The sequence below is a fragment of the Rhodovulum sp. HP10 genome, assembly GCF_047553435.1.
GTDB lineage: Bacteria > Pseudomonadota > Alphaproteobacteria > Rhodobacterales > Rhodobacteraceae > Rhodovulum.
Genome location: NZ_CP180201.1, coordinates 898725 through 911475 on the forward strand (window position 1 = coordinate 898725; position 12751 = coordinate 911475).

8 protein-coding genes are annotated in these 12751 nt (G+C 68.6%); 4 read left to right on the plus strand and 4 right to left on the minus strand.

The window, feature by feature from the left end; genetic code table 11:
- Positions 1-10 precede the first annotated feature (10 nt).
- Both serS and ACK8CO_RS04075 read left to right on the plus strand, forming a co-directional pair.
- Positions 11-1303: a serine--tRNA ligase gene (gene serS, locus ACK8CO_RS04070; RefSeq protein WP_414898249.1), complete on the plus strand. Its 1293-nt coding sequence runs from the start codon at positions 11-13 to the stop codon at positions 1301-1303.
- On the plus strand, positions 1300-2004 hold the full coding sequence (locus tag ACK8CO_RS04075; protein ID WP_414898250.1) for a hypothetical protein: 705 nt from the start codon (positions 1300-1302) through the stop codon (positions 2002-2004). Before serS ends, ACK8CO_RS04075 begins: the two co-directional genes overlap by 4 nt.
- 150 nt (positions 2005-2154) lie before the next feature.
- Here the strand turns inward: ACK8CO_RS04075 and der are convergent, their stop codons facing one another.
- Genes der through ACK8CO_RS04090 form a run of 3 tightly spaced genes read right to left on the minus strand, consistent with a single transcriptional unit; the run spans position 2155 to position 5703 of the window.
- Positions 2155-3627, minus strand: coding sequence for a ribosome biogenesis GTPase Der (gene der / locus ACK8CO_RS04080; RefSeq protein ID WP_080615665.1), 1473 nt, complete (start codon positions 3625-3627; stop codon positions 2155-2157).
- 47 nt (positions 3628-3674) lie between these two features.
- The gene (locus ACK8CO_RS04085) at positions 3675-4991 is read right to left on the minus strand and encodes a PQQ-binding-like beta-propeller repeat protein (protein WP_414898251.1); all 1317 of its coding nucleotides are present in this window, start codon (positions 4989-4991) and stop codon (positions 3675-3677) included.
- 58 nt (positions 4992-5049) lie between these two features.
- A complete protein-coding gene (locus ACK8CO_RS04090) occupies positions 5050-5703 on the minus strand; it encodes a tetratricopeptide repeat protein (protein ID WP_414898252.1) in 654 nt (217 codons plus the stop codon).
- A 289-nt stretch (positions 5704-5992) separates the two neighbouring features.
- Here ACK8CO_RS04090 and ACK8CO_RS04095 point away from each other — a divergent pair, with 289 nt between their 5' ends.
- Together ACK8CO_RS04095 and ACK8CO_RS04100 are read left to right on the plus strand one after the other, a co-directional pair.
- On the plus strand, positions 5993-7210 hold the full coding sequence (locus ACK8CO_RS04095; protein ID WP_414898253.1) for an efflux RND transporter periplasmic adaptor subunit: 1218 nt from the start codon (positions 5993-5995) through the stop codon (positions 7208-7210).
- On the plus strand, positions 7207-10785 hold the full coding sequence (locus ACK8CO_RS04100) for an efflux RND transporter permease subunit (protein ID WP_414898254.1): 3579 nt from the start codon (positions 7207-7209) through the stop codon (positions 10783-10785). The genes ACK8CO_RS04095 and ACK8CO_RS04100 overlap by 4 nt, the downstream gene beginning before the upstream one ends.
- 135 nt (positions 10786-10920) lie before the next feature.
- Here the strand turns inward: ACK8CO_RS04100 and ACK8CO_RS04105 are convergent, their stop codons facing one another.
- Positions 10921-12702, minus strand: coding sequence for an ABCB family ABC transporter ATP-binding protein/permease (locus ACK8CO_RS04105; protein WP_231119288.1), 1782 nt, complete (start codon positions 12700-12702; stop codon positions 10921-10923).
- Positions 12703-12751: the final 49 nt, after the last annotated feature.

Sequence of the window (12751 nt, forward strand, 5' to 3'; positions counted from 1 at the left end):
AGGACAAGACATGCACGACATCCGCGCCATCCGCGAGACCCCCGACGCTTTCGACGCCGCCCTGGCGCGCCGCGGGCTGGCGCCGGTCTCGCCCGAAATCCTTGCGCTGGACGAATCCCGCCGCACGAAGATCACCGCCGCCGAAGAGGCCCAGGCCGCGCGCAACGCTGCCTCCAAGGAGGTCGGCGCCGCCAGGGCCCGGGGCGACGAGGCCGAATTCGAACGCCTGCGCGCGCTGGTGGCCGAGAAGAAGGACGAGATCGCCCGGCTCGACGAGGAGGCCAAGGCCGAGGACAGGCGCCTTCAGGAGATGCTGATGGGCCTGCCGAACCTGCCGCTGGCCGATGTGCCCGACGGCGCCGACGAGGCCGACAATGTCGAGCGGCACCGCTGGGGCACCCCGCCCGAGCTGAGCTTTGCAGCGAAAGAGCATTACCAGCTTCCGGGCGTCGCCGCGGGCATGGATTTCGAGACCGCGGCCAAGCTGTCGGGGGCCCGCTTCGTGGTGCTGAAGGGGGCCGTGGCGCGCCTCCACCGGGCGCTGGCGCAGTTCATGCTCGACACCCATATCACCGAGAACGGGCTGACCGAGGTCAATGCGCCGGTGCTGGTGCGCGAAGAGATGATGTACGGCACCGGGCAGTTGCCGAAATTCGGCGAGGACAGCTATCAGACCCGCGAGGGCTGGTGGCTGATCCCGACCTCGGAAGTGACGCTGACCAATACCGTCAACGACACGATGCTGGACGAGGCCGACCTGCCGCGCCGCCTGACCGCGCATTCGCTCTGCTTCCGCTCCGAGGCGGGCTCGGCGGGCCGCGACACCGCGGGCATGCTGCGCCAGCACCAGTTCGAGAAGGTCGAGATGGTGTCGATCGTGCATCCCGGGCAGGGACTTGCCGAACTCGAGCGGATGACCGGCTGTGCCCAGGGCATTCTCGAGCGGCTTGGCCTGCCCTACCGGACGGTCACGCTCTGCACCGGCGACATGGGCTTCGGCGCGCGGCGCACCCATGACCTTGAAGTCTGGCTGCCGGGTCAGGCGACCTATCGCGAGATTTCCTCGGTCTCCTATTGCGGCGATTTCCAGGCGCGGCGGATGAATGCGCGGTTCCGGCCCGCCGGTGGCGGCAAACCGGAATATGTCCACACCCTGAACGGCTCGGGCCTCGCGGTCGGGCGCTGCCTGATCGCGGTGCTGGAAAACGGCCAGCGCGAGGACGGATCGGTCGCCCTGCCCGAGGCGCTCGCCCCCTGGCTCGGCGGCAAGACGCTGCTGACAGTTGAAGGAGAACTGGCATGATCGACCCGGTGAAGGCGATACTTGTCTTTGTCGCCACGGTATTCTTCGTCGCATCGGCGCTGATGCCGGGCGGTTTCTCGGGCTTTTCGCCCGACCAGTTTCCGGTGCCGCAGGACAATCCACCGGTACAGCCCGCGGGCTATACCTTCGCGATCTGGAGCGTGATCTATGTCTGGCTGCTGGTCTCGGCCGGGTTCGGGCTGTTCCGCCGCGCCCGCGACGGCGCCTGGGAAGCCTGCCGGGTGCCGCTGTTCCTGTCGCTCGCGCCGGGCGCGGCCTGGATCGGCGTGGCCCAGCTCTCGCCGGTCTGGGCCTCGCTCCTGTTGTGGTGGATGGCAGCCATGGCGATCTGGGCGCTGGTCGAAACGCCGCTGGTCGATCGCTGGTGGCTGCAGGCGCCGGTCGGGCTTTACGCGGGCTGGCTGACCGCGGCCAGCTGGGTCTCGGTCGGTCTTCTGGGCGCGGGGCACGGCATCGTCTTCGGCGAAACCGGATGGGCCTTCATCGCACTGCTTGGCGCGCTTGTCACCGGTGCCGCAGTGCTCTTCCCGCTCGACCGTGCCCCCGCCTATGGGGCGGCGCTGATCTGGGGGCTCATCGGCATCGCCGTGGCCAATATCCTCACCGCGCCGCTGGTTGCCATTGTCGCCCTCGCGGGTGCCGTCGTGGCCGGGTTCCTGACGGTCCGGGCCGCGACCTGAGCGCTCCACTCCGGCCGCCTTGCGCCGTCGCAGCCGGTGCCGGGGTATTTTCGCCAGGAAGAAGCAACGCTCCGGGTTTCTTCCTGGCTCAAATACCCATGACGGGACAGAAGGCGCCCGCCCCTGCACCTGAGGCGGCGCAAGGACTGCTCAGCCCTCGGCTTTCTTCCCGAGATGCTTTCTCAGCCGCGAGGGCGTCTTCTTCTTCCTGGCCTTGAACGGGTTACGATCACCCTGGCCGCGGAAGGTCAGCCGGATCGGCGATCCCGGCATGTCGAAATCCTCGCGCAGCCCGTTGACCAGATAGCGACGATAGCTTTCCGGCAGTTTCTCGGGCAGGGAGGCCATCACCACAAAGGCCGGGGGTCGGGTCTTGACCTGGGTCATGTAGCGCAGCTTGATCCGGCGCCCGCCCGGGGCCGGCGGCGGGTGCATCTCGATCATGCCCGCGAGCCAGCGGTTGAGCCGCGCGGTCGGCACGCGGCGGTTCCAGACCGTATAGGCCGAAATCACCGCATCATGCAGCCGGTCGAGCCCGCGCCCGGTCAGCGCCGAGACCGTCACCAGCGGCGCGCCGCGCAGCTGCGGCAGAAGCCGGGCGAATTCCTCTTTCAGCGCGATCAGCTTGTCCTGCCGGTCGGTTTCGAGATCCCATTTGTTGACGGCCACGACCACCGCGCGCCCCTCGCGCTCGGCCAGATCCGCGATCCTGAGATCCTGCGCCTCGAACGGAATCTGCGCATCGAGCAGCACGACCACCACCTCGGCGAATTTCACCGCCCGGAGCCCGTCCGAGACCGACAGTTTCTCCAGCTTGTCCTGAACCTTGGCGCGCTTGCGCATGCCGGCAGTGTCGAACAGCCGGACCGGCGTGCCCTGCCAGTCCATCGACAGCGAGATCGAATCGCGGGTGATGCCCGCCTCGGGGCCGGTCAGCAGCCGGTCTTCGCCGAGAATGCGGTTGATCAGCGTCGACTTGCCGGCATTGGGCCGGCCGACCACCGCAACCTGAAGGGGCCGCGCCGCGGTCGGCATCCGGACCGGCGCCTCCATGTTCTCGTCATCGTCTTCCTCATAGAGGTCGACGTCGATCTCGGGGGCGGCCTCGGCATCGAGCTTCGCCTCGGCGGCCTCGATCAGCGGCGCCAGCACGGAATGCAGCTCGGCCATGCCCTCGCCATGCTCGGCCGACAGGCGCAGCGGTTCGCCCAGACCAAGCCCATAGGCCTCGAAAAAGCCTGCATCCGAGGCGCGGCCTTCGGATTTGTTCGCGGCGAGAATCACATGGGCGGATTTCTTGCGCAGAATGTCGGCGAAGACCTCGTCGGCCGCCAGCACGCCCGCGCGCGCGTCGACCAGGAAGAGGCAGGCATCGGCCATGCCGACCGCGCGCTCGGTGAGCTTGCGCATCCGGCCCTGGAGGCTTTCGTCGGTCGCCTCTTCCAGACCGGCCGTATCGATCACGGTGAAACGCAGATCGCCCAGCCGGGCCTCGCCCTCGCGCAGGTCGCGGGTAACACCGGGCTGGTCGTCGACCAGCGCGAGGCGCTTGCCGACCAGACGGTTGAACAGCGTCGACTTGCCGACATTGGGCCGTCCGACGATGGCCAGGGTAAAGCTCATGGGTCTCTCCGAACCGGATCAGAGCGCCCGCCTACACCATCCCGGGCCTAGCGGAAAGCCTCGAGTTCCCCGCGCTCGGAGAGCACGTAAAGCGTTCCGCCCGCCACAACCGGCCGCGAGGCGGCGCCGCCGGGCAGGTCGATCTCTGCCAGAAGCGCGCCCGAGGCCGGGTCGAAGCCCCTCAGCCAGCCATCATCCGAGGCCAGCCAGATCCGCCCGCCGGCCAGGACCGGCCCGTAATGGGCATAGACGGCCTTGAGCTTCTTGGGCTTCTTCTTGGTGAAATAGGGCAGATCCACCGACCAGATCCGGCTGCCATCGGAGGCATCGAGCCGAACCAGCTTGTCCTGATCGGTCATGAAGAACACCGAGCCGCCGACCGGAAGCATCGCGCCGTAAGCCCCGTCCTCGGCGGTCCAGATCCGTTCGCCCGAGTTGACGTCGAGCGCGACCGAACGGCCCGACTGGTTGCCCGCGTAAAGCACATTGCCCGCCACGACCGGATCGCCGGTGATGTCGGTCACCGAGGCATAGACCGCACCGCGGCGCTGACCGGCCAGCGCCGTGCCCCAGACCCGCACGCCGCTTTGCCGGAGCGCCGCAACCAGATCGGCCGAGCTGAACGGGAAGATCGCAAGCCGCTCGGTCACCGCAGGCGCGGCACCGCCCAGCATTCCGGCGGGCGCGGGCGTGCCCGGGATCTGCCATTGCACACGGCCATCGGCGGCCGAGATCGCCCAGGCGCGGTTGTCGCGGCTGACGAAATAGACCATGCCGTCGCGATAGGTGGGCGGGGCCGAGATCGCGGCATCGGCCTTCTGGGTCCAGAGCTCGTCGCCGGTCGCGGGATCCAGCGCGATGAGCGTGCCATAGCCCGTGGTGGCGAAGAGCCGTCCGTCGCCATAGGCCAGCCCGCCACCGCTGACATCCTTGCCGCGCTTGCCCTCGGGCCGCAGGTCGGCCCTCCACAGCACCTTGCCATCGGCCGAGACCGCCGCGGCCTGGCTGCGCGCGTCGAGCGTGTAGATCACGCCACCCGCCACCACCGGCGGCGCGGTGATGCGGTAGCGGCGGCTGTTGCCGGCCCCGATCGAGGTCGACCAGATCCGCGCGGGCTGGGCCGACAGCGCGGCATGCGGGGTAAGATGTTCGGGATTGCCGCCGAGCTGAGGCATTTCGGGCACCGCCTGCGGCGCCGGCAGCGAAATCGCGCGCTCGGTTCCGGACGGGTCCGGCTGGGCGGCCTCGAGCCCCAGCGCCTCGCGTACCCCGAGGCGCTCGCCGGGCAGGATTTCCTCATCGCTGCCGCAGCCCGCAACCAGGGCGATCAGCGCGAGAACGCTCGTTACTTGGCCGAATTTCACTGTCGCTGTCCCCTTGATCCTGGGCCCGTCTTTTATGGCTGCCCGCCCCTGCCCGGCCTCAGCCTGCATCCTGCGATCCGCCAAGCGCCACAATCAACTGACTGGCGCGCCGACGCAAGTCCGCGCTGGCCTCGGCATCCTGAAGAAGCCCGCGCAAACGATCGAGCGCGGCTTCGGTCCGGCCTGCCTCGATCTCGGCATAGGCGATCTGTTCGAGCACCAGCGGACGGAACGGACGCCCCGGTCCGGCCAGCGGTTCGAGCGCCGCGATCCGCCCCTCGGGCGGCATCTCGCGACCGCGCAGCAGAACGAGCTTCAGCGCTGCGAGGTCTGACATGTAGGGCGGCAGGCCATTGTCGGAGGCGACGGCCTCGAGCCGCTCGGTGGCCGCGATCCGCGCGGCGGCATCCGGGGCCTCGGAGGCGGCAAGAAGCGCGACCAGCGCGCCCGCCTCGCCATCGGCCTCGATCCCGGCCAGCGCCTGCGCGCGGGCGGCGGCATCCTGGATGTCGAGCGCCTCGAGAATACGGTCGCCCAGCGCCTGGGCATCGGCCTGGCGCTGCGCCAGGTCCCATTCGCGCCAGCCGGCACCGCCGACCAGAATCAGGATCGCGAGCGCCGCGATCCAGCCATAGCGGCGCATCCAGGAAAACAGGCGGTCGCGACGGACCTCTTCGGTCACTTCCTGGATGAAACTGTCGGGATTGGTCATGGGCGTCTCGGCGGTCCGGCTGCTTGGGCTCTGCTGGCGCCTGTCTTAGCGCAGCACCAGGCGCTTTGCAAAGCCCTGCAACTTTGGCTGCGGGCAGGGTCCGGAGCGCTTGTACGTCCCGGCGGTTTGACAGTACGATCAGGCGCGACGGGGACGGCCGCCGGACCGGCCCGCAAAGACCCCGCCAGAGCCGCCGGCCCGAGCGGGAGCGATGATGGCGGCGATGGCCCGGCCCGGGCTCTGCCAGGACGGGCCGTCGTGCATCGGAACGAGAAAGGCAAGCCCGCCCATGCGTTGGATCTCGATGCTCACCGCCCTTCTGGTGACAGTGTCATTCTACATGCTGATGATGGAACGCCCGCATGTGATGGCGTTTGCCAGGGTCGAGCCGGCCAGCGCCGCGCCCGACCCGGCCGCGGACGACGGGGCGGCGCAGGCGGTCTCGGTCGTGGTCATCGACAGCAAGGCGCGGCCGGTGCGGGGCGGCGTAAGGCTTCGGGGCGAGACCGAGGCCGCGCGCAGCGTCGCGATGCTGGCCGAGATCGACGGCCGGGTGATTTCCGAGCCGCTCAGGAAGGGCAGCTCGGTCGCCGCGGGCGAAACGCTTTGCCGGATCGAACCGGGGACGCGGCCGGCGGCGCTGGCCCAGGCCCGCGCGCTTCTGGCTGAGGCCCGCGCCCGCCTGCCCGAGGCACGCGCCACCGTGGCCCAGGCCCGCGCGCAGCTCGACGAGGCCGAGATCAACGACCGGGCCGCGCAGCGGCTGTCGCGCGAAGGCTATGCCTCCGACACCCGGGTGGCGGGGACGGCCGCGGCCGTCTCGACCGCCGAAGCGGCCGTCGCCTCGGCCACCGCCGGGCTTGAAGCGGCCGAAACTGCCCGCCGCACCGCAGAGGCCCAGGTCAGGACCGCCGAGATCGAGATCGAGCGGCTGACCATCACCGCCCCCTTCGCGGGCGTGCTCGACGAGGATACCGCCGAATTGGGAGCCTTGCTGCAGCCCGGCTCGACCTGCGCCACGGTGATCGCGCTCGACCCGATCCGGCTGGTGGGGGCCGTGCCCGAGACCGATGTCGACAAGATCCGGCCCGGTGCGCCCGCGATCGGCCAGCTGGTCTCGGGCCGCGGGATCGAGGGAAAGGTCTCCTTCGTCGCCCGCATCAGCGATCCTGTCACCCGCACCTTCCGGGTCGAGGCCGAGGCCGCCAATGCCGAGGGCACGCTCCGGGCCGGGCAAAGCGTCGATATCCTGATCGCGGGCCCCTCGCGCGACGGCCATCTGGTGCCGCAATCGGCACTGACGCTCGACGATGACGGACGGCTTGGGCTGCGCCTGGTCGACGAGGACAGCCGCGCCCGCTTCGTCCCGGTCGAGGTGATCCGCGACACGCCCGAGGGCATCTGGGTCTCGGGGCTGCCCGACGATGCCCGGGTGATCGTGGTCGGCCAGGAATTCGTCGCCGACGGCACCCCGGTCGAGGTCCATCGCCGCGAGCCGCCGCAATGACCGGTCTCGTCGACTGGGCCGCGGCCCGCGCGCGCATGGTCGTGGCCTTCGTGCTGATGTCGCTGGTCGCGGGCGCATTGGCCTATGTCGAGCTTCCCAAGGAGGGCGAGCCCGATATCGAGATCCCGGCCCTGTTCATCTCGGTCCCCTTCCCCGGCATCTCGGCCGAGGATTCCGAGCGGCTTCTGGTCAAGCCGATGGAAACCGAGCTGTCCGATCTCGACGGGCTCGACAAGATGTGGGCCACCGCAAGCGAGAACTATGCCGGGATAGCGCTCGAATTCGAATTCGGCTGGGACAAGACCAAGATCATCGCCGATGTGCGCGACCGGATGAACAAGGCCGAGGCCGATTTTCCGACCGGCTACGAGACCTACACGATTTCCGAGATCAACTTCTCGAAATTCCCCATCCTCGTCGCCAGCCTCTCGGGCACGCTGCCGGAACGCACGCTGGTGCGCGCGGCCAAGGATCTGCAGGACCGGCTCGAGGCGCTCGATCCGGTGCTCGAGGTGTCGATGGCCGGTCAGCGCGACGAGATGCTCGAGGTGATCCTCGATCCGCTCAAGCTCGAATCCTACAACGTGACGGCGCAGGAACTGGTCAATGTCGTCACCGCCAACAACCGCCTGATCGCGGCCGACGAGATCGAGACCGCGCAGGGCGCCTTCGCGCTCAAGATCCCGGCCTCGTTCGAAAGCCCGCAGGATGTCTACGATCTGCCGGTCAAGGTAAACGGCAACCGGGTGGTGCGGCTTGGCGATCTGGCGGAGATCCGGCTGACCTTCGAGGACCGCAACTCGACCGCGCGTTTCAACGGCGAGCAGACGCTGGCGCTGCAGGTGGTCAAGCGCAAGGGCTTCAACATCATCGACACCTCGCGGCTGGTGCGCGAGGAGATCGAGAAGGCCCGCGCCGAGTGGCCGCCCGAGCTGCGGCAGGCGATCGTCGTCACCACCTCGAACGACCAGTCGAGCAATGTGGAATCGATGGTCAGCCAGCTCGAGGGCTCGGTGCTGACGGCGATCGCGCTGGTGATGGTGGTGGTTCTGGCCTTTCTCGGCACCCGCTCGGCACTGCTGGTGGGCTTCGCGATCCCGACCTCGTTCCTGTTATGCTTCGTGCTGCTGGCGATCCTCGACGTGACGGTGTCGAATATCGTCATGTTCGGGCTGATCCTCGCGGTGGGGATGCTGGTCGACGGCGCCATCGTCGTGGTCGAATATGCCGACCGCCGGATCGCCGAGGGCACCGGGCCGATGCATGCCTTCGCCGAGTCGGCCAAGCGGATGTTCTGGCCCATCGTCAGTTCGACCGCGACCACGCTCTGCGCCTTCCTGCCGATGCTGTTCTGGCCCGGCGTCGCGGGCGAGTTCATGGGGCTGCTGCCGGTCACGCTGATCTTCGTGCTGTCGGCAAGCCTTGTGGTGGCGCTGATCTACCTGCCGGTGCTGGGCGGGGTGGCGGGCCGGTTCTCGCGCGTCCTGTCGCGCATCAGCGCGAAGCTGAGACCGCAGCCCAGGCCGCTCCGGATCGGGCTGATGGTGCTGGCGCTGGCGACGGCCTTTCTCGGCCTGATGCGGATGCTGAACCCGGCCTATCCGGCGCCGGGTCCGGCCAGTTCCGGGGCGCTCGGGATGCTGCCCGGGATGGTGCTTTTCACGCTGGGTCTGATCGGCTGTTCGCTGGCGGCGAACGCGCTTCGCCGCGCGCGGCCCGAGCCGGTCGAGGCGGGCCACCGCCGCACGCTCTTCGGCCGGCTGATCCGCGCCATCGCGGGAAATCCGGTGATGCCGCTGGTGACGGTCGCCGCGGTCGGCGCCTTCGTCGCCGGGGTTTTCGTCTATTACGGCAAGCACAATAACGGGGTCGAGTTCTTCGTGAAGACCGAGCCCGAACAGGCCATCGTCTATGTCCGGGCGCGCGGCAACCTGTCGATCGGCGAGAAGGACGAGATGGTGCGGGCGGTCGAGCGCGTCGTGCTGGCCGAATCCGGGGTCGCGAACGTCTTCTCCTTCGCCGGAGAGGGCGGCCTGAGCCAGAACACGGGCGGGGCGAGCCCGCCGCTCGACACGATCGGCCAGGTCCAGATCGAATTGCAGAAATGGCGGGAGCGGGCCGGGAACCCCGAGCTGAACGGCACCCGGATCCTTGAACGGATCGGTCGCAAGCTGGACCGGATCCCCGGCATCCGCACCGAGATCCTGAACATGGCCGATGGCCCCGCTTCGGCCAAGCCGGTGCATCTGAGCCTGAGGGGCGAGAACTGGGACGATCTCCGGACCGCGACCCGGATTGCGCGCGAGCGCTTCGACCAGACCGAGGGATTGCGCGACATCGAGGATACGCGACCGCTGCCCGGGATCGACTGGAAGATCGATGTCGATACCGAGGAGGCCGGCCGTTTCGGCGCCTCGGCGGCGCTGGCGGGCCAGATGGTGCAGCTGGTCACCCGCGGCGTTCTTCTCGACACGATGCGGGTGCCCTCCTCGGACGAGGAGATCGACATCCGGGTGCGTCTGCCCGAACGCGACCGCCTGCTATCGACGCTCGACAGCCTGAAGGTGCGGACCGAGCTCGGGCTGGTGCCGCTGTCGAATTTCGTGACCATCAGTCCGGTGCGCAAGATCGGGCGGATCGACCGGGTGAACGGCAAGCGCTATTTCGATGTCAAGGCGGCGGTGGCGGACGGGCTGACCACGGCCGATGGCCAGCCGATCAATGCCAATGAGCGGATCGCGACCCTGACCGGCTGGCTCGAGACCGCGCCACTTCCGAAGGGGGTGAGCTGGGAATGGACCGGCGATCAGGAGGATCAGGCGGAAAGCACGGCCTTCCTGTCGAAGGCCTTCACCGCCGCGCTGGGGCTGATGTTCATCATCCTGCTGGCGCAGTTCAACAGTTTCTACAATTCGGTGCTGGTGCTGCTGGCGGTGGTGCTGTCCTCGGCGGGCGTGCTGATCGGGATGCTGGTGATGGGCCAGCCCTTCTCGGTGATCATGACCGGGACCGGCGTGGTGGCGCTGGCGGGGATCGTCGTGAACAACAACATCGTGCTGATCGACACCTATCAGGACTATGCCCGCTACATGCCGCGGATAGAGGCCATCGTGCGCACCTGCGAGGACCGCATCCGCCCGGTCTTCCTGACCACGGTCACGACCATGGCGGGCTTGCTGTCGATGATGCTGGGGGTCAGCTTCGACTTTGCCAATGGCGGCTATACGCAAGGCAGCCCGGCCTCGCTGTGGTGGACCCAGCTCGCGACGGCGGTGGTCTTCGGGCTGGGCGTCGCGACGGTGCTGACGCTGATCTTCACGCCCTCGCTTCTGGCCCTGCGCGAATGGGTGCGGGCGGGCGCCTATGGCTCGCTGCGCCGTCTCGCTGCGCTTAGCGCAGGCCCGGGCAACCGCGCCGCCCGCGACCTCGCGCTGAGCCGGGCAGCCGCGCGGCAGGACCCGCCCGAGATCATCTGGAGCGAGCCCCCCGGACCGACACCGCCCTCCGGGCAGGCCGCCGAGGATGGCAAGGACGGCAAGGATGGCGGCGGGAAGGGATTGCGCGCCGCCGAATAGCCCCCCCCCGGCCGCCCGTTCCTGAGGGCGGCCTCGGATCGCAGGCCGGCGCGTCATGGGTATTTGAACCAGGAAGAAGCGAGGCGCCTCCGGTCCCCGGGGGGAAGGCCGTATCCCGGGCCCGGCGCCCCGGGCTCATTCGGCGGCGATGTCGTCATCCTCGCCCGCCTGCTGGCGCTGCCACATCGCGGCATAGCGGCCGCCCTGGGCCAGAAGCCCGTCATGGGTGCCGCGCTCGACCACATGGCCGTCCTCCAGCACCACGATCTCGTCGGCATCGACGATGGTCGAGAGCCGGTGGGCGATGGCGATCACGGTGCGGCCCTCGCCCATCGCCTTGAGTTCCGACTGAATGCCCGCCTCGGTCTCGGAATCGAGCGCCGAGGTGGCCTCGTCGAGCAGCAGGATCGGCGGGTTCTTCAGAAGCGTCCGGGCGATGCCCACGCGCTGTTTCTCGCCGCCCGAAAGCTTGAGCCCACGTTCGCCGACGAGGGTCTGATAGCCCCTGGGCAGGGTTTCGACGAAGTCGTGGATCTTGGCGGCGCGGGCCGCGGCCTCGATCTCGGCGGGACTCGCCCCGGGGCGGCCATAGGCGATGTTGTAAAGGATGGTGTCGTTGAACAGCACCGTGTCCTGGGGCACCACGCCGATGGCGCGGTGCAGGCTGTCCTGGGTGATCTCGCGCAGATCCTGCCCGTCGATCGCCACCCTGCCCCCGGTCACGTCGTAGAACCGGAAGAGCAGTCGCCCGATGGTCGACTTGCCCGCGCCCGACGGCCCGACGATGGCCACCTTGCGCCCGGCCGGAACCGAGAGCGAGACGCCCTTGAGGATCGGCCGGCCGGGGTCGTAGCCGAAGTGCACGTCGCGGAACTCGACCGCGCCGCCCGTCACCTTCAGCGCGGGCGCGCCGGGCCGGTCGGTCACCTCGGCGGGCTGTTCCAGAAGGGCGAACATGTCGCCCATGTCGATCAGGCTTTGACGGATCTCGCGATAGACCGCGCCGAGGAAATTCAGGGGCGCGGTGATCTGGATCATGTAGGCGTTGACCATCACGAAATCGCCCACCGTCAGCTTGCCCGCCTGCACCCCCAGCGCCGCCATCACCATCACCGCGATCATGCCCGTCGTGATGATCAGCGCCTGGCCGAAATTCAGGAGTGACAGCGAATAGGAGGTCTTGATCGCGGCATCCTCATAGCCCGCCATCGCCCGGTCGTAACGCTCGGCCTCGCGCGCCTCGGCGCCGAAATACTTGACCGTCTCGAAGTTCAGCAGGCTATCGATGGCCTTCTGGTTGGCATCGGTATCCTGGTCGTTCATCCGGCGGCGGATCTTCACCCGCCAGTCGGTGACGACGAAGGTGAACTTGACATAGACCGCGATCACCGCCGCCACGACCGCGAGATACCAGAGATCGAAGGCCAGCGCGAAGACGATGCCGACCATGACCAGCTCGACGATCAGCGGGCCGATGCTGAAGAGCAGGAAGCGCAGCAGGAACTCGACGCCCTTCACGCCGCGCTCCATCACCCGCGACAGCCCCCCGGTCTTGCGCGAGATATGATAGCGCAGCGACAGGCGGTGGATATGGGTGAAGGTTTCCAGCGCCAGCCGCCGGAGCGCGCGTTGCCCGACCCGGGTGAAGATCGCGTCGCGCAGCTGCTGGAAGCCGGTATTCATCAGCCGCGCCATGCCATAGGCGACGGTCAGACCGACCGCGCCCACCGCCAGCAGAAGCGTGTCGTCACGGACCTCGCCGGTCAGGCTGTCGACCGCGGCCTTGTAGAGAAAGGGGGTCCCGACCGAGACCACCTTGGCCAGCAGAAGGGCGGCCATCGCCAGCACGACGCGGCGCTTGACCCAGCCCTGACCCTGCGGCCAGAGATAGGGAGCGACCTTGCGGATCGTGCGCATGCCCTGCTCGCGGTCGAATTGCGACAGGTCTGCGGTTGTGGGACGTCTG

Coding starts and splice junctions, on each gene's coding strand:
- serS (WP_414898249.1), top strand. CDS start 11: ATGCACGACATCCGCGCCATCCGCGAGACCCCCGACGCTTTCGACGCC.
- ACK8CO_RS04075 (WP_414898250.1), top strand. CDS start 1,300: ATGATCGACCCGGTGAAGGCGATACTTGTCTTTGTCGCCACGGTATTC.
- der (WP_080615665.1), bottom strand. CDS start 3,627: ATGAGCTTTACCCTGGCCATCGTCGGACGGCCCAATGTCGGCAAGTCG.
- ACK8CO_RS04090 (WP_414898252.1), bottom strand. CDS start 5,703: ATGACCAATCCCGACAGTTTCATCCAGGAAGTGACCGAAGAGGTCCGT.
- ACK8CO_RS04095 (WP_414898253.1), top strand. CDS start 5,993: ATGCGTTGGATCTCGATGCTCACCGCCCTTCTGGTGACAGTGTCATTC.
- ACK8CO_RS04100 (WP_414898254.1), top strand. CDS start 7,207: ATGACCGGTCTCGTCGACTGGGCCGCGGCCCGCGCGCGCATGGTCGTG.
- ACK8CO_RS04105 (WP_231119288.1), bottom strand. CDS start 12,702: ATGCGCACGATCCGCAAGGTCGCTCCCTATCTCTGGCCGCAGGGTCAG.